We start from the raw sequence: 17,111 nt of genomic DNA, 5'->3' as shown, positions 1-17,111 counted from the left end.
TAATATAGCTGCCATTACAATTACAGCAACCACTAAATGCCATTTGACAGGTTATGAGTAAAGCATTGATAGCAGCTATATAAGCCCTCGGCAGAGCCCCCGCAGTTGTGTCTATGACAGAACTGCTAGGGGGTTATCAATTATGGCAGAGCCAAATTGATAAGAACCACCCGTTTTCAACAGCCTCGGGCAGACTACTAAAGACTAACAACGTGCAGGTGTCACCGCACGTATCAAAACAATAAAAGAAAAAAAGGAGTGAGATTATGGCAGGATTATCATATTCAGCACACCTGAGTCAGAAGAACAGTGCCATTAACAGCAAGGCGAAACTCTCAGGTGTTGCAAAGCACAATTTACGAAAGTACCGCTCCTTGGAATACGATAAGGAGAACATTGTAATTTTATGGGGTACGGATAAATTAGTGCAGGATGTAAAAAAAGTATATAAGGAACAGTTTGACGAAGCAGTCAGGGAATACAACAAAAAGCAGACAAGGGATGACAGAAAGATTGATGATTACTTTGAAAAGACAGCAAAGTCAAACAAAGACATGGCAGTGGAACTTATTTTTCAGATAGGAGACAAGGAGTTCTGGGATAAGAACTCTGACAAGAGAAGAAAGATGGATGCAGCCTTTAAAGAAATGCTTAACATGTTACAGAAGGAAGCACCAAATCTTGTTGTGGCAAATGCAGTGATACATTATGATGAGGCAAGTCCACACATGCACGTGGTGGCAGTTCCCGTAGCTGACGGATTTAAAAAGGGAATGTCAAAGCAGGTATCAAAGAGAAAGGTTTGTACAAAGGAATTTCTTGAAAAAGTATTGCAGGGCAGAATAAGAGAATACGCAGAGGGCAGGTCATTCATATGGATTGGAGAATTTCTGAAAGGAAAGGAAAAAGGTCGCAATAATGATTTGGCAGTTAAGGAATATAAGGTAAAAAAGGAAAATGAGAAATATGAAAAAGCAGTAAAAGAGGTTGAAAATCTGAATAATGAAATTCTAAAAAAGACTGTTGAAAGGAAAATAGCAGATAAGAAGCTGGAGGAAACATATAAAGAAATGAAAGAAGCTGATGCCGTGGCACAATGGGGAATAAAGGACATTAAAGAATTTGAAAAAAAGGTAGCAAAAGGTCCGGAAGAGCCTAAAGGACTGATGAGTGCAAAATCTTATAGAGAAAAGATTGTTATGCCGTTTCTTGCAGGTTTAAACAGAATATTTAAAAGAATAGTTAAAATGGCAAAAAGCTGCTTTGCGGAATCAATAGAATTAAAGAAGAAGCTGGAGAGGGTGGATGAAGATAGGAAAAAGTTGATAAGAGATAATGATGAACTTAAATGGTCTAAAGAATATCTGGAACAGGAACTTGATGAAAAGAATGAAAGGATTTATGAATTGGAAGAATCAGAGTTTTTGCTTGGATATTTTAGACGATTTGTTAAGGATGAGGATTATGAAAAGATTGTGGAGATGGGGAAGGAGGAAAGGGAAAATAATTTAACATTATAAATTTGCCATAAGAATATGGAATGAAAATAATTTATACTGAAAAATAGTGTAAAGAAAAAGAAGAAATGAAAAAATATCAGGAAAATACTGAGAAAAGAAACATTAGCAATTCGGAAGTTAAAATTATAGATAAAGTAATAAAATCAGTAGAATCATAAATGTTATTAGAAATTAAGTCGTTTTAGTTAGTCTGAAGCAACTTTAATAGTTAAGGTAAAAGTATTAGTGTGGTTAATATTGAATACTAATAAGCTCAATTAATAGTTGTAATAGTACTGTCGGCTTTTAATTAAATAGACTTATGATTCGGTATATTCCTGTAACCCCCCAGGTTGCAAATTAAAACAAAAAAAGATTTTGTAGGGAGTTACTTTTATGGGAAACTTAATATGAGTGTATAATAAAGAATTTTTTAAACAAGGTGTTGATAAAACTTAATTTAATAGAATAAATTAAATATTATTTAAGGAATTGTAATGCTTGACATTGAAGAGACTTATGTGTATGATAGCTATGTTTATTTTGTAAAATTTGGAAAAAACAAAGGAGGAGTTGATGTTATGAAAAGAAAATTGAAATTAATATCATTATTACTTGTTGTGACGCTTACAATTGGATTACTTGATACGCAATATTATTCAGATGCTGAAAGAGGTGCATTAGCAGCTGATTATGAAAATTATGTTGTTAATGATATGAGAGATGTGCATGTCTATTCAAAAAGTAGATTAGAAAAATTTGTAGATAATTTATCATATAGTGAAAAGTCTGATAAGAAAATAAAAGCAAAGGCCGTGAAAACAATTCCATTAAGTGTTTACAAAGGCATTAATTATACTTCAGCAGAAGATGAAGAAGAGATGGTTGTAATTGAGAATGATATAGATTACGATATTGAGACAGGAGAAATTGAAGTCGAAGTTTCTTGTCTAGATGAAGAAACAAATGAAGTTGTTGAAGAAACAGATGTTACTGGCAATGTAGCTATACAAGATGAATATATTATAGGAACCTATGAGTATAATGACGAAATATATGATTTAGGTGAGGTAATGGAACAAGTTGAAAATGACGAATGTATAGATGATTGTATCTTGCCAGCAATTCTTATTGGAGCTATCGTAGGCGCAGCTATCGGAGCTGTGGTAGGTGGTGTGACTTCATATGTTAAATACAAAGAGATAAGATGGCATTATGTCGCAGGAGGAGCTGTCATAGGAGGAGTGCTTGGTGCTGCTGCTGGTTGGGGAGTAGGCTATGTTGGAACTAAGGCATCTGTAAGTGCAGTAAAAGTTGCATCACAATGCAGTAAAGTGTCTAATTGTATGAAGTCTAAGAGCGCATTCAAATTTACAAAAACTGTGTTAGGGCATACTGAAAGACCATATCGTTCATCACAGTTACTAGTAAAAGAAATAATGAAATCTGCTACAGGAGTAGTAGATAAAACCGCTGCAAATTGTTATAAATGGAAAGTTCCAGGAACAATGAATAAGACAAAAGGAGTCTGGGAGTTGGTTGTTAACACAAAAACAAAAACAGTTGTTCATTTTCTATTTAAAAAGTAATAAGGGAGATAGTTTTGAAATTTGAAATTATTGGTACAGACAATACTATAGCAAGGAGTCTCTATCAAGTTGAAGAAGAAAGCCTAATGATATATGGAGAAAAAGCAGGCGCTAGTTTATGTATAGAGAATACATATTTGACTATAGATGTTGATATTGACACAGGCCTATTTGTTGGAATATCTGGATTTTTAGGGAATATAAATAATATTTCTTCTACAAAAGTATCAAATATTACACCAAAGAGAGGAATGTTGATTTATAAAAGGTATCAACATTTAGAAAAAGGAGTAGGGTATGATATCGGATACAAAGGAAAAATTTTTTTTGACAAAGCCAAGAAAATAATCGTTATATTAATGGAAGAGCAACCCAAAAACGGAGAGTGGTTTTGTGTGACACATAACATAAATGTTTTGCTGAATGATGGTGAATTGTGTGAAATCAGAATAAAAATTTAAAGGAAGAATAGCTTTGAAAAAAATATATTTAATTTTTATTATTAATTTATTATTGTTAGACTTGCTATGTTTAGGTACATTTGTCAAAATTGTTTCTTGCAATGAGCACGGACAAAGTGATAATAGCCCTATTAGTAAGGTCATCAATAATATTTGTGAAATAAAAGTTGGCGAGAATAAAACAAGCATGGGAACGGGAATATATATTGGTGACAATAAAATCCTAACATGTAATCATTTAGTGGAGAAAACAAAGGAAGATATAATAAAAGCAAAGTTCTATCAATCTAATGGCTGGCAGGAGTGTAAAGTTATAAGAGCTAGTAAAAAAGATGATCTTTTACTACTGAGTTTGAATATAAAAGAGACGGGTAATCATCTGTCTCCAATAATTTTTAGTGATAAAGATAGTATTATATTGGGAATGGAAGTTTACAGTATTGGCAATACATTGGGAAATGGATTAAGCGTTTCAAAAGGGATTGTAAGTTGTGCCTATAAAAAAATCGTTCGTAATTCTAAAGAAATGGGAGTGGTGCAAACGAATATTTCAATTGAAAATGGTGATAGCGGAGGACCTATATTTAATGCTAATGGTGAAATAGTAGGAATAAATTCATTTAGATTATTAGATTCATATGGTAATCCTACATATGCTAGTTCTTATGCTGTTTCAATTAAAGAAATAAGAGAGTTTTTATCAAATGAATAAAGATGAAGTTATTCAATCAGTTATAATAAGTTACTTTGATTTGCAAATGTAATTTGTTTATAACTTCAATTCTTAATAAATAAAATTATTTTAATACATCTCCTTATATAAATAGTGTCTTTTATTAAAATTACATGTTTAAGAGTTAAGCATTTATCAGAAATGGTACATACTTTTTTACACTTAAAAATGGAAGTGAGGAAAAAATAATGAACGGAATAAAAGGAATTATGTTTGAGGTTGATGGAAATGAAAAATAGAAAGGGTATAAAGCCTCTTGGGGTAATACTTGATTAAGCAAAAAATGAACTTACACGATATTTAATAGAAATCCAGAAAGTAATATATGAGAGGCTATTCCCTGTGAATTATGTTATGTTAGTATATTTGAAAAATAAAACAGAAAGGGAAAATGCAGAGAAAGAAATCTAAGAAAAGGATTTAAGAAAAGTTTTTTGAAATCTCTTTGCAAATAATCATAAACTTAGTATAATACCCTTGTGGCAACACTATGGCAACACGAAATCAGAAGAATAATACAAATAATATAATATAGGTAAATTAACAGATAAAAGCACACAAAACCTAAACAAATATGTTTAAGTTTAACTCGGTGCAAGCCGAGTTTGAATAATTTTCAAAAGCTCGCAAAGCCTAGTAAAATGGGCATTTGCGAGCTTGTTTTTTGCCTTGTGGTACTATTTTGGTACTAAAGTGAGCTGTGCAGGAATAGTTTCATTTATGCCTGAGGCCATGTTATTTTCCACTCAAAATATTCATTAGGAGAAATCTCTCCATTATTTAATTTCGTTTTCATTTCACACCATTCCGAAAGGAAATCATTTACCAATCCATATTCAAAAGTTAATGCGACAGGTGAGCCTGTACTGTCATAATCATCTTCGTTGTAAGTTGGTCTGGCAGCCTCGGAAGATTTTGCAGGTGTCATTGCAGTCAGATGAATCAGGTTGCTGGGAGCTGTGTACTCTGGGAATCTTGTACCTTTTCCACGTGCCGGGAGAGATGTGGCACTTTCTTCAAGCCAGAAAAGTGTTTCAATGATATCTTCAGCAGCACCAAGGCTGTAATCAGAGATTGCCTTGTAATTGCAGCGCAAAGCATCAGCAAGCTTTAGAATCATATCTTCACCGGGAATGCGGGCACCGGTTTCATACTGGGATATGCGGACAGACATATTTTTGCCTTCAAAGCCAAGTGCACCGCCCAGCTCATCCATTGTCATTTTACGGAATACCCGTATTTTCTTTATTCTTTCACCAATTGTCATAGTGTAGTTACCTCCGTTTATCTGTCTCTGATGGACTGTTAAAGACAGTATAACACGGAAAAAATGAAAATGGAAGTTTTTCTATACAAGAACATTAGAAAAACTTCTTGACAATTCAATACAACACGGTATAGAATAATATTAATTCAATTATCTATACGATATGGTATTGAAAAATAACTGAATGAGCGGTACAGAAATCTAACAGGCATTTGCCATGACATTCATAGGAATCGAGCGAATGTAGACACTCCCCCAAGCGGACCGAGTACCTCGAGCAGGAGCGGGCGGTATTACAGGAGATTATCTCAGGTAAGGAGGCTGGTTGTGACATCAGCAGAACTGGTATGGAGAAACGCCAAAACAAATATTTAAAGGAAAGGTGGTGAAAGGCATGAACGAAAAGTTTTTAGAAGTAGGAGATGTGATGCAGATTCTTGGAATTTCAAGATCCGCAGCATACAAGCTTATGAGACAGATTAACAGTGAACTTGAAAATAAGGGTTACATTGTGATTCGTGGAAAAGTAAGCAGAAAGTATTTTGAAGAACGCATTTATGGTATGAGTGATGTAGTATAAGCAACAGGTAAGAAGATTAAGGCAGAGGCAGGTGCGGAAGCGATACGGCTTAGGCATCTGCTTATGCATATGGAAAGAAGGAGATGATGAATATGCCAGCTTATAAAGACAGTAAGACAGGCACCTGGTTCGTCAAATTCTATTGTAAGGACTGGACTGGGGAAAATAAACAGATAAAGAAGAGAGGATTTGCAACAAAAAGAGAAGCATTGGATTATGAGCGTAATTACAAAATACGGCAGGAGAATAATCTGGATATGACATTTGGAGAGTTCTGGAAGCTGTATACAGAGGATGTGAAAAATTATGTCAAACTCAACACATGGCTTACCAAAGAACACATTGTGGATACAAAGATACTTCCATATTTTAAGAATATTAAGATGAATGAGATTACACCGGGAGATGTACGCAAGTGGCAGAATGAGATGGTTGCATTCCGTAATGAGAATGGGAAGAGTTATTCCCAGACTTACAAAAAGACAATGCACAACATTTTAAGTGCGATATTCAATCATGCATGCAGGTTTTATAATCTGAAATCAAATCCGGCAAGACAGGCCGGAAATATGGGCAGGGAAGAAAAGAAGGAAATGCTTTTCTGGACAACTGAGGAATATAAGAAGTTTTCAGAAGCGGTGATTGACAAGCCGGTTTCATTTTATTCATTTGAAATGCTGTACTGGACAGGAATGAGATTAGGTGAGCTGCTTGCTCTTACAATGGAAGATTTTGACTTTGAAAAGAACACAGTCAGAATAAATAAATCGTATCAGCGGCTGCAGGGGCAGGATGTTATTACAACACCGAAAACATCTAAGAGCAACAGGACAATCAAGCTGCCAAAGTTCCTTGCAGAAGAAATGCAGGAATATTTTGCAATGTTATATGACCAGAAACCAACAGACAGGATTTTTCTGGTAACAAAGAGCTTCCTTCATCATGAGATGGAGCGTGGCTGCAAATTATCCGGTGTGAAGAAAATCAGAATCCATGATCTAAGGCATTCGCACATTTCACATCTGATCGACCTCGGGTTTTCCGCAGTTGCAATAGCTGACAGGGTTGGTCATGAGAGCATTGATATCACATATCGTTATTCGCATCTGTTTCCGTCAAAGCAGGTGGCAATGGCGGACAGACTTGATGCTGTCAATGCAAGCTTTGAGGATTGTGAAGAGCAGGATGATGATGTAGAAATCATGCAGACAGAGGAAACAGCACCTATGATTGATATGGATGCGGCTTCGGAAAAGATTATAAGCATTGATAAGTACAAGGCAGTCTGATAATGCGGGTACAAGTTTTGCTGGATATACGAAGCTGAAATTAAAAGAATAGATTTTATATCGGAAGGAGCAGATTATTATGAGCGAGAAAAGGCTGGATGCCAAGAACAGATGGAGAAATGTTGTAGTAGCGTTTCGTATGTCACCGGAGGAAGCACAGGAGCTGAATGTGAAGGTTTCACTCAGCGGACTTTCAAAACAGGATTATATCATCCAATGTCTTCTGAAGCATGAAATCAGGGTTGTTGGTGGAATGAAGGTGGCAAAGAAAGTACAGGTGCATCTTGATACGATACTGGAAGAATTACAGACATTAGATGAAGCAGACAGAGGTATAGATGTTGAAGAACTGCTGGTTCCATTAAAGCATGTGCTTGATATTCTGCAAAGTGATGAGAAAGGCGGTAATCATTATGAGTAAGACAACATTTGAAAAGCTAGGTATCCCATATGAAGAAAGGGATGGAATCTTCTATCCGGTTCTTGTCGCAGGGACAGAGAAGGCAGATATAGAAGTAGGAAAGTATGGGCGAATGTGGATTAAATATATCAAGGAAGAATATCCAATGAGATATAAGAGTCTGGTGCGGTTCGGGGAGCTTGAAGAGCGAGCAGATGAAGTCAATGATACAGCATATGAGCTGCTCGATGATATTGAAGCTAAGTGGCTGAAAAAGCATAAGCCAAAGAACCCAAATTCCTTTACAGAACAGTTACAGCTAAGAACACAGACCAGGATGATGGCAGAGGAAATCGTTATTATGGATGTAGTGATGCAGTTTCATTAGTGTGGGGGCAAAAAGTGCCGTCAAAATGCAAAAGTGGGGGCAAAAAGCGCCCCCAAAACAGTAAAGTGACGGCAAAAAGCGCCACCATATCAGTAATTGTGGTGGAATATTAACCACCACATATCATATACAGGGTGCAGGTGCTCCTGCCAAGACGAGAAATTATGTAAACGCTGATGGCGTTTATATTTTTTCGGGAAAAGGTCCGACCTTTTCCGCATCTTGCAAAACCTATGAACACAATTTTAAGAGAGGTTGAAAAAGCAATGGTACAGATAAAAAGAGATTGGTTTGATACAGCATTAGAAAACTACGAAAGGGGAGAAACGTATGGCAGATGGAAAGAGAAGATACAAGTCTGACAGGAAAGATTATAAGGTATCTGTGAAGCTGTCAGAGAAAGATATGGATATTCTAAAAGCAGCACTTAAACGAACAGGAATGACAGCAAGTGCATATATAAGAGAATTGATCCGGACAGGCGGCAACATTGATACAAATTATCCAGAGGACAGGGCAAGAGTAATCCGTGTTATTGCCGGTATTGCAAATAATATTAATCAGGCGGTAAAGCTTGGCAATTCACAGGGAAAGTTATATTACAGCGATATTGATAAACTGCAGAGCAGTCTGGATGATGTAAAGAAAACATTTGGGGAGGTGCTGGAAATATGGCGATTACAAAGATCCTGAATATCATGGAATCGGAAGGTAGAAATCCGGCATCGCACCTGAAGAATGCTTTGGAATATATTCAGAATCCGGATAAGACAGAAGAATGTGTACTGGTGGGCGGTATTAACTGCCTGCCGGATACAGCATTTGAGCAGATGGAAGAGACAAAGAATATATTTCATAAGACAGGTAAAAGGCAGGGCTATCATGTGATTATATCGTTTTCGCCGGAGGAAAAAGTAACGGCAGAGCAGGCAATGTATGTCCTCGAGCATTTCGCAAAGGATGTGCTTGGTGATGATTATGAGGCGGTGTATGCAGTCCATACTGACAGGGAACATATGCATGGGCATCTGATCTGGAACAGTGTAAGCATGACAACCGGCAAGAAATACAATTCACCGAAAAGCAACTGGAAAAATCATCTCCAGCCAATTACAAATAAATATTGTGATGAACTTGGATTTTCCATCATGCCGGCAGAGTACAGCAGGAATCCGAAAAATATCAGCAGGGATAAGTGGGAAAAGGAAATGTCAATGAAAGAAATAATTCTAAGGGATGCCAAGATGTGTGCATATGCAGCCGGGAATGTGGAGCATTTTAAATATCTGATGAAAAGACTTGGATATGTATTTAAGAAAGACGCATGGATGGAGGTGCAGGCACCGGGATTTCGGTATTATCATAAACTGGCAAAGCTGGACGAGATGTTTTCACAAGATATGTTACGGCATTATGTGGATATGCCCTGGATGGCAAAGCCTTATTTTTATTCGTCGGATATCAGGGGACTACACAGGGCGAAGCTGTCACCATTCCAGAAGAAGTTTTATGCAAAGCTATACAGATTAAGGGTTGTAGAACAGAAGCGTTTTGTAGTTGGTGGAGCAAAGTATGCAGAGGATTTGAAGAGGTTTCATCAGTTACAGGATGAATATCTGCTACTTGTGAATAATGACATTAAAAGTATTGTGGAGCTTGTGGATTTCATAAGTGAGCAGGAAGAAAAGATTCAGCAGATTGAGGACAGACAGCATGAAATATACAGAGAAAGCTCAAGTCGGAAACGGAATATTAAGAACGAGGAGCAGTATCGTGAGTATCAGATATGGCATGTGGAAGTGCAGGAAGAACTGGACGAATTGAAGCAGGAGAAAAGAAAGATTAAGAGGCAGATACAGCTTGCTGATGGCATTATAAAAGAAGACTTGTATACGGCTTATTATGCGGTGGCGGGGAATGAAGAAATAGTTGCAGACAGGGATATTGAGATACCAAGGATGGAAGAGGAGGCTGTGTTTGAGGAAGATGTGGCTGTTGAGCCGGAGACGAATGTTGTGGTAATGAATCCAGACAATAATCAGAACGATACGTCTGTAATGCCAGATATTCGTAATGTGTCTGATGTAAATATGGCAAGAATGGATGAAGATATTAATGATGTAACAGGTAAAAGTGAATTTATGGAATCTGAAGAAAAAGTGTCTGTGGACAAAGCTGGCTGGATTGTCAGGAGGATATTAGAGTTTGGTGGTTATGAGAATATTAGTGATTCTGTTAAGGCTGATATATTCGGAATTGATATTGCTGATGTTAGTGGAAGCATATGGTTGTTCTCGGATGTAATGAAAAGGCTGGGGATAAAGCTGGATGGCGACGAAATGTATGAGGAATTCCAGAGAATGTATGATGAGAGTGTTGGTAGAGATGCTGGTAAAGATAAAGCAGAAGATAAGATGTGGAATAGGGGCAGAGGAAGGTAATTCCTCTGTCTCTTCCAGTTATGTATTAGGTAGAAAAATATTGATTCATTGAGTTTTATATGCTTAAAAATTATTTTGACATTATCAAAAAATATGTTTATAATATAAAAACAGATAGTAAGCAGGAGGATTGGTGCATGACAATATCAGAACAAATAAAAGTATTGTGTGTGAGATGTGGTGTAAGTGAAGCAGAACTGGCAAGGCGGCTGGGAAAATCGCCACAAAGCTTTAATTCGAAAATGAAAAGAGAAAGTTTTACAGTAGAAGATTTAGAGAAAATTGCAGATGTATTGGGTGTCGAATTTAACAGAGAATTTATATTAGCAAATGGAGATAAAGTTTGATGAAGAATATTGTAAAAGAATTTAAACTTGGAGAATTATTTTGTGGTCCTGGCGGATTGGCACTGGGAGCAACGACAGCGAAGATTGAAGATTCAGATTATAAGATTATTCATAAATGGGCAAATGATTATGATAAAGACACATGTAATACATATACGAGAAATATCTGCCCAGATGATGGAGAGAGTGTTATTTGTGGAGATGTAAGAAAACTTGATATTGACAGTCTTGGAGATATAGATGCATTAGCTTTTGGATTTCCATGCAATGATTTTTCTGTTGTAGGTGAGCAAAAGGGATTTGATGGTGTATATGGTCCGTTATATACATATGGGGTAAAAGTATTAAAGAAATATGAGCCTTTGTGGTTTTTAGCAGAAAATGTTGGCGGATTAAAGAGTGCTAATGATGGAAAGGCATTTCAGAAGATACAGGAAGATTTGAAGAATGCTGGATATAGAATATATCCTAATTTATATAAATTTGAGGAATATGGGGTGCCGCAGGCAAGACATAGGGTGATAATTGTTGGTATCAGGGAGGATCTGCCATATGAATTTAAAATACCTAGTCCAAAACCATATAAAAATGTTGATGTTACTTGTAAGAATGCAATAGAGAATCCTCCAATCGGAAAAGAAGCTTATAATAACGAGTTAACAAAGCAATCCGAAATAGTTGTAAAACGATTGAAATATATTAAACCGGGAGAAAATGCGTTTACTGCGGATTTGCCAGAAGAATTGCAGCTTAAAGTGAAAGGGGCAAAGATAAGTCAGATTTATAAGAGGTTAGATCCAGATAAACCTGCATATACAGTAACTGGTTCTGGTGGCGGTGGAACGCATATGTATCATTATTCGGAGCCAAGAGCATTGACTAATAGAGAGAGGGCAAGATTACAGACATTTCCTGATAATTACATTTTTGAGGGATCTAAAGAGTCTGTTAGAAAACAAATCGGTATGGCGGTACCTGCAAAAGGAGCTAAAATTATCTTTGAAGCTATTTTAAGAACATTTGCGGGAATTGACTACGAAAGTGTAGAACCAAGTATAAAGGAGTAAGGTATGTATACTGATAATTTTGAAGAAGAAATATTGTTTATACCAGCGAGAAAAGATGGCGAAGCATGTAATCATTTGAAAATTGTTACAGCATTTACCGATGTTGAGAGAATATCAAGTCACTTGATAAAACTATTTGATGGCAGGAATAAAGAATATGTGTCTGGAATAAAGGTGGACATTATACTTGGAATGACAAAGGGTACGGGGCTGACACAAAAGAAACATGACAAGATATGTTCATTGATAAAAAGATTGAATAGTGTATCTGGAATGCCTCAGATATCATGCAATTATATTGTGGAAGGTAAACAGGTACATTCAAAGGTGTATGTATGGTGCAGGGGGCGAAAGGCAATAGAAGCTTTTAATGGTTCAGCTAATTATACCATGAATGCATTTTTTGCAAGAAGAGAATGCATGGATGTATGTAATCCTAAAGAGGCAAACCATTATTTCAACAGTCTATTACCTGATACGATAAATTGCTTTGATGGGCAGATAAAAGATAAGGTTTCATTTTCTAGCAAGAAAAATGTGGAAGATGATGTTGCGGATACTAATTTGGAAAATTTATCTTGGGAGAATTATCAGACTATTGAGCCGGTAGATACATTAGAAGTTTCTTTACTGAAAGCTGATGGCAGCGATACGGGATATGGTTCTGGCGTAAATTGGGGAATACGTAAAAATGGCTATAAGAGAAATAGAAACCAGGCGTATATTCCATATAATGTGGCAGATCATAAAGATGGATTTTTCCCAGATGTAAATGCTGATGGAACGTATCCAGTGTTTAAGGTTGTAACAAAGGAATATGATGCTTTTTATATGAGACAGGCACAAGCAAAGGGAAAGGCATTAGAAACTCCAGAAAGTAATGCGATAATAGGAGAATGGATAAGGCATAAACTTGGAGTGCCGGATGGTACATATATTACGAAACAAATGTTAGATCAATATGGAAAAACAAAGGTTTTGTTTAAAAAGTATGAAGATGGCATATATACTTTGGAGTACTAATTCTGGCATTAAGGAGAGAACAATATGGAGCAGAAGATCAATATCAATAATTTAGACGATTTGCAAAAACAGGCGTTAGTCTGCATGTATTATGCTATGCTTCCTAAAACAGACGCAAGATATAAGCAGAGAATGCATGATTGGGAAGTGTTAGAAAAGAGATTTGGAACAAAGAAAACAACATATAAACATGCAAAGGATGCTTTTGATTTTTATTTTCCTAACAATGGAAGAAAAGGCTGGAGTGATGATAGAGATTTAAGAAGACGAGGACATGCGTATCAGGAAGTATTTGAGCTGTATAAGGATTATTCTACCGACCAATTGGAAAAAGCTGTAGCGGAGATTATTCATGGATATGAGAATGAAGAGCCAACATTTGTATCTATGAAATGTGGTTTTCCAGATACAGTACATAACATTCTCAATGGAAACAAAGATATAACAGTTGATGGCGTTTATACTCTGAAAGAGGAATTGAATATTGGAAAGCATGTATTTGTTACATTGGGAGGAGACACAGGAAAATCAGAGGTTGATTGGGTTCCAGGGTTTATAGGAGTAGCACATGTAATTAGAGAGCCTTATGATTTTGGATATAATGGTAAGGAAAAATACTTTAAGTTTGATATAGAAGTTGACTGTGTTTTTGAAAAGCCATTTAAAAGGGAAGATTTTTTAAGCTATAGAGAAGCATACGATGCTCCATATATAGGACCAGAGTTATCAAGAGATCCGTCACAGGCATTAAGTACTTTGGATATGGTAAAGGCGGTTGCGGTTATACGTGCAGTACTTGATGAATTCCCGGAAATGCTTGAAAAATTTAAGGGAATTTTTGACAGAGAATTTATGGACAGGGTGCTTGGAGCAGTTACTGTAATGATACCAACATCTGTAAAATTTGGAGAAAGCAAAGAGGATGCAGTAAATTCTATTCAGGAAGAAATGAGCATAGAGAATGAAGGCTCTGAGGAGGAAGAAATGGAATCTAAGCCATATATTGAACCTGATTATTATACAGGGTGTTCACGTAAAAATAAGGATACGGGGAGTGTATATGCACACAATAGAATTGTATTTGGAGCACCAGGAACAGGAAAAAGTTTTAAGCTGAATGACGAGCAGAAGGATCTCATTTCAGAAGGTGGAGAGTACGAAAGGGTTACATTCCATCCAGATTATTCATATGCTAATTTTGTTGGAACATATAAGCCGGTACCTACAAAAAATGGAATATCATATGAGTATGTTCCAGGACCATTTATGCGGACATATGTAAAGGCAATAGAAAATGGACAGTTGGGGAATAAGGAAGATGTAAAACCATTTCTGCTTCTTATAGAGGAAATTAATAGAGCAAATGTTACAGCTGTATTTGGAGAGGTATTTCAGCTTTTAGATCGAGACGATAGAAATGCAAGTCAATACCCAGTAAAACCTTCTGAAGATATAAAGGCATATTTGGCAAAAGAACTTGGTGGAAAGCCAGAGCAGTATGATGAAATAAAGATACCAGATAATATGTATATTTGGTCAACGATGAATAGTGCAGATCAGGGTGTATTCCCAATGGATACAGCATTTAAAAGAAGATGGAATTTTGAATATATAGGCATTAACCATAAGGAAGAAAAAATTAAAGATACATATTTAGTGTGTGATAAAGCACAGGTGCCATATAGAGTTGACTGGAATGAGCTTAGGAAGGCTATAAATACAACACTTGCCTCAAGAGATTATAAGATAAATGAAGACAAGCTTATGGGACCATTTTTTGTATCTAAAAGTATTTTAGACAATGAAGAAGCATTTAGAGAGACTTTTAAGAGCAAAATTATTATGTACTTATTTGAAGATGCAGCAAAGCAGAGAAGGCATATGTTGTTTGGAGGCTGTGATGAGGATATAAGAAATCAATATTCAGCAATTTGCGAGGAATTTGATAAAAGAGGCATAGATATTTTCTGTAAAGAAATCCGAGACAAAATCAAGAAAGAATATTTGAGTGAATTAGAATGAGAAGGGAATGTTACTAAATGATTTCTAAATATGTCAAAGAGCAGAAGCGGTATACTCAAGATGAACTTAGAAAAATATTTGAATGCACTGCTGATGAAACAGTGCAGATTATAAGAAAGTTAAAAGAGTATGGAATTGTTAAAAATGTTAAAAAAAGTAATAGGCAAAGTATGCTCTCTGACTTAGTTGAGGAAGATATCAGAGTAACAGATATCGAAAGTGGAGAGCGGGAATTATATTATGTGTTTTCATTTGTTGGAGTAATTGTTGTATATGGATGGGTATTAAAGTGTTATCCTAAATATATTAGCTCTTGCGGCAGTCCAATAGCGCAGATGAAGCAGATTATGCGTGTTTTGGAAAAATATAATTCAAAAGAGCAGGTAATAAAACTATATAATGAAAGTGATGATGGAGGATCGTTTAACTTATTGGCAGTAATGCTGTATTTGCTACAGGATTATTATGATAATGGAATATATGCTAATGACGTTGATATTGTTGAGACTAATGGCACAGGAGAAATACTGTGGGACAGAACAATCAATGAAACATTTTCATATATATCAAATAACAGGCCATATTATACTGAATTACAGACAAAAAAGCGGACTTCAGATGAATATGATTTTATAAGACGCTTACATGCATGTGTATTGACTAAATTTTCAAAGGAACTTGAAGAATCCGATCTGCCAGAGTTATTTAATATTGTGACAGTAGAGCTGTCGGAAGAACAACTGGAAGATTTTGGGGATGAAGATTATATTTTATATAGGATACAAAATGAACTTAATGTGCAGTACAACACAAGAAAACAACTGGTGTTGAAGGCGATGTATGCGTATATAGCACAAAAAGCAAGCTTTAATAACATTGATAGTTTTAGCATATATGGTACCAACAGCTTTAACTTAGTATGGGAAAAAGTGTGTGCACAGAATTTTGGAAATGTTTTAAATGTAAAATTATCAGAGTTGCCACTTGGAGTTTGTGATGATTATAAAGAAAGTAAAGATAGTACTTTAATAGAAATAATTGACAGACCAGTATGGCATAAGACTTCAGATAATATTAGTGATGAAAAGTCAGATACACTACGACCAGATTTGATTAGTATTTATGAGTGTGGTGATAGTGGAGAATATTGTTTTGGCATATATGATGCAAAGTATTATAACATTAATTTTCATAAGAATGCGTCAGAATACAAAGTTATAGGACAGCCTGGAGTGGCAGATGTTACAAAGCAGTATTTATATCAACTTGCGTACGATGATTTTATAACAAAGCAAGGATACAAATATGTGCAGAATATGTTTTTATGTCCTGATGAATCTGGAGATAAAGAATATGGATGGGTGCAGATGGATATGCTTCATCAAATCGGAGATAAAAAACTAGAGAATGTGGCAGTTGTAAAGCTTTGTGCATCAGAAATGTATTCTTTATATTTAGCAGATCATATACTTAGTGAAAATGAGATGGACAAATATATTCCAGTAATTGGACGACATGAAGTAGATAGTCAAAACTTTGCAAATAGGATGATAGCATATCTTACGAGAATCACGACTGCCAGCAAACTGGCAGAGAAGAAACTGGAAATGAAATCTGACAAAGGCAGGCTTATATATCCGAAACAGATAAAAAGAGAATTGGGTGCAAAAATTATATATGATGCTATATGCCCTGTTGCAAGTAATGCTTTTTATGGATTTAATCCGTATGAAAAAGAAGACCATGAAAGTATGGTGGCAGAGGATATGGGAGATTCATATAATCGCTGTAGCCAGATTGCGGATGCCTCTATTGAGATAGAAGGAATTATAAAAGATTTATCAGAAGCGGAACTTAGAGATGAAAAAGTACTTAAAGTAGTACTAAAAAAATGCATTGAAAGTAAATCAGATATTAAATCTATGGCGGATGGAAAGTCGCTTGATATGCTGACAGATAAAATAATGGAACTTGTTAGAGATGTGTATTTATAGCGTGCAGCTAA

General features: G+C 35.8%; 15 protein-coding genes and 1 pseudogene. 15 read left to right on the top strand and 1 reads right to left on the bottom strand.

The genetic code is table 11. The features are described 5' to 3' along the window. Positions 1–266 precede the first annotated feature (266 nt). The 4 genes from ACZM4J_RS05725 to ACZM4J_RS05710 all read left to right on the top strand — a co-directional run bounded on the left by ACZM4J_RS05725 (position 267) and on the right by ACZM4J_RS05710 (position 4,261). On the top strand, positions 267–1,520 hold the full coding sequence (locus ACZM4J_RS05725) for a plasmid recombination protein (RefSeq protein ID WP_489485766.1): 1,254 nt from the start codon (positions 267–269) through the stop codon (positions 1,518–1,520). A 560-nt stretch (positions 1,521–2,080) separates the two neighbouring features. Beyond that, on the top strand, positions 2,081–3,088 hold the full coding sequence (locus ACZM4J_RS05720; protein WP_489485765.1) for a hypothetical protein: 1,008 nt from the start codon (positions 2,081–2,083) through the stop codon (positions 3,086–3,088). Between the two features lie 14 nt (positions 3,089–3,102). Beyond that, a complete protein-coding gene (locus tag ACZM4J_RS05715; protein WP_489485763.1) occupies positions 3,103–3,549 on the top strand; it encodes a hypothetical protein in 447 nt (148 codons plus the stop codon). Positions 3,550–3,562: 13 nt separating this feature from the next. After that, positions 3,563–4,261 (top strand): trypsin-like peptidase domain-containing protein, encoded by a 699-nt coding sequence (locus ACZM4J_RS05710; protein ID WP_489485762.1) that lies wholly within the window; start codon positions 3,563–3,565, stop codon positions 4,259–4,261. Positions 4,262–5,000: 739 nt separating this feature from the next. Here the strand turns inward: ACZM4J_RS05710 and ACZM4J_RS05705 are convergent. Next, on the bottom strand, positions 5,001–5,549 hold the full coding sequence (locus ACZM4J_RS05705; protein WP_489485761.1) for a helix-turn-helix domain-containing protein: 549 nt from the start codon (positions 5,547–5,549) through the stop codon (positions 5,001–5,003). Between the two features lie 394 nt (positions 5,550–5,943). Between ACZM4J_RS05705 and ACZM4J_RS05700 the strand changes: the two genes are divergently transcribed. The 11 genes and pseudogenes from ACZM4J_RS05700 (at position 5,944) to ACZM4J_RS05650 (ending at position 17,100) form a co-directional block, all read left to right on the top strand. Then, positions 5,944–6,129 carry an AlpA family phage regulatory protein gene (locus ACZM4J_RS05700; protein ID WP_489485760.1) on the top strand — a complete coding sequence of 62 codons (186 nt, stop codon included), beginning with the start codon at positions 5,944–5,946 and terminating at the stop codon, positions 6,127–6,129. A 92-nt stretch (positions 6,130–6,221) separates the two neighbouring features. Beyond that, a pseudogene (locus ACZM4J_RS05695) lies at positions 6,222–7,277 on the top strand (site-specific integrase); the annotation flags it as partial. Positions 7,278–7,497: 220 nt separating this feature from the next. Continuing rightward, the gene (locus ACZM4J_RS05690; protein ID WP_116444106.1) at positions 7,498–7,839 is read left to right on the top strand and encodes a plasmid mobilization protein; all 342 of its coding nucleotides are present in this window, start codon (positions 7,498–7,500) and stop codon (positions 7,837–7,839) included. Then, the gene (locus tag ACZM4J_RS05685; protein WP_340262288.1) at positions 7,832–8,206 is read left to right on the top strand and encodes a TnpV protein; all 375 of its coding nucleotides are present in this window, start codon (positions 7,832–7,834) and stop codon (positions 8,204–8,206) included. Before ACZM4J_RS05690 ends, ACZM4J_RS05685 begins: the two co-directional genes overlap by 8 nt. A gap of 330 nt (positions 8,207–8,536) precedes the next feature. Beyond that, positions 8,537–8,899, top strand: coding sequence for a plasmid mobilization protein (locus ACZM4J_RS05680; RefSeq protein WP_475686664.1), 363 nt, complete (start codon positions 8,537–8,539; stop codon positions 8,897–8,899). After that, positions 8,878–10,647: a relaxase/mobilization nuclease domain-containing protein gene (locus ACZM4J_RS05675; protein ID WP_475686665.1), complete on the top strand. Its 1,770-nt coding sequence runs from the start codon at positions 8,878–8,880 to the stop codon at positions 10,645–10,647. Before ACZM4J_RS05680 ends, ACZM4J_RS05675 begins: the two co-directional genes overlap by 22 nt. Positions 10,648–10,784: 137 nt before the next feature. Continuing rightward, complete coding sequence (locus ACZM4J_RS05670) at positions 10,785–10,994, top strand: helix-turn-helix domain-containing protein (protein WP_118341405.1); 210 nt, start codon at positions 10,785–10,787, stop codon at positions 10,992–10,994. Continuing rightward, the gene (locus ACZM4J_RS05665) at positions 10,994–12,061 is read left to right on the top strand and encodes a DNA cytosine methyltransferase (RefSeq protein WP_118364127.1); all 1,068 of its coding nucleotides are present in this window, start codon (positions 10,994–10,996) and stop codon (positions 12,059–12,061) included. Before ACZM4J_RS05670 ends, ACZM4J_RS05665 begins: the two co-directional genes overlap by 1 nt. Positions 12,062–12,064: 3 nt before the next feature. Continuing rightward, positions 12,065–13,084 carry a restriction endonuclease PLD domain-containing protein gene (locus ACZM4J_RS05660; protein ID WP_412336221.1) on the top strand — a complete coding sequence of 340 codons (1,020 nt, stop codon included), beginning with the start codon at positions 12,065–12,067 and terminating at the stop codon, positions 13,082–13,084. Between the two features lie 24 nt (positions 13,085–13,108). After that, positions 13,109–15,106: an AAA family ATPase gene (locus ACZM4J_RS05655; RefSeq protein ID WP_489485759.1), complete on the top strand. Its 1,998-nt coding sequence runs from the start codon at positions 13,109–13,111 to the stop codon at positions 15,104–15,106. Between the two features lie 17 nt (positions 15,107–15,123). Continuing rightward, complete coding sequence (locus ACZM4J_RS05650; protein WP_489485758.1) at positions 15,124–17,100, top strand: LlaJI family restriction endonuclease; 1,977 nt, start codon at positions 15,124–15,126, stop codon at positions 17,098–17,100. Positions 17,101–17,111: the final 11 nt, after the last annotated feature.

Source organism: Eubacterium sp. (genome assembly GCF_057858645.1).
This window is presented reverse-complemented; position numbering and strand designations above follow the sequence as displayed.

Excerpts from the sequence above, each read along its gene's own strand:
- ACZM4J_RS05720 (WP_489485765.1), top strand. The coding sequence starts at position 2,081 with ATGAAAAGAAAATTGAAATTAATATCATTATTACTTGTTGTGACGCTT.
- ACZM4J_RS05680 (WP_475686664.1), top strand. The coding sequence starts at position 8,537 with ATGGCAGATGGAAAGAGAAGATACAAGTCTGACAGGAAAGATTATAAG.
- ACZM4J_RS05705 (WP_489485761.1), bottom strand. The coding sequence starts at position 5,549 with ATGACAATTGGTGAAAGAATAAAGAAAATACGGGTATTCCGTAAAATG.
- ACZM4J_RS05665 (WP_118364127.1), top strand. The coding sequence starts at position 10,994 with ATGAAGAATATTGTAAAAGAATTTAAACTTGGAGAATTATTTTGTGGT.
- ACZM4J_RS05655 (WP_489485759.1), top strand. The coding sequence starts at position 13,109 with ATGGAGCAGAAGATCAATATCAATAATTTAGACGATTTGCAAAAACAG.
- ACZM4J_RS05690 (WP_116444106.1), top strand. The coding sequence starts at position 7,498 with ATGAGCGAGAAAAGGCTGGATGCCAAGAACAGATGGAGAAATGTTGTA.
- ACZM4J_RS05670 (WP_118341405.1), top strand. The coding sequence starts at position 10,785 with ATGACAATATCAGAACAAATAAAAGTATTGTGTGTGAGATGTGGTGTA.
- ACZM4J_RS05725 (WP_489485766.1), top strand. The coding sequence starts at position 267 with ATGGCAGGATTATCATATTCAGCACACCTGAGTCAGAAGAACAGTGCC.
- ACZM4J_RS05685 (WP_340262288.1), top strand. The coding sequence starts at position 7,832 with ATGAGTAAGACAACATTTGAAAAGCTAGGTATCCCATATGAAGAAAGG.
- ACZM4J_RS05660 (WP_412336221.1), top strand. The coding sequence starts at position 12,065 with ATGTATACTGATAATTTTGAAGAAGAAATATTGTTTATACCAGCGAGA.
- ACZM4J_RS05675 (WP_475686665.1), top strand. The coding sequence starts at position 8,878 with ATGGCGATTACAAAGATCCTGAATATCATGGAATCGGAAGGTAGAAAT.
- ACZM4J_RS05650 (WP_489485758.1), top strand. The coding sequence starts at position 15,124 with ATGATTTCTAAATATGTCAAAGAGCAGAAGCGGTATACTCAAGATGAA.
- ACZM4J_RS05700 (WP_489485760.1), top strand. The coding sequence starts at position 5,944 with ATGAACGAAAAGTTTTTAGAAGTAGGAGATGTGATGCAGATTCTTGGA.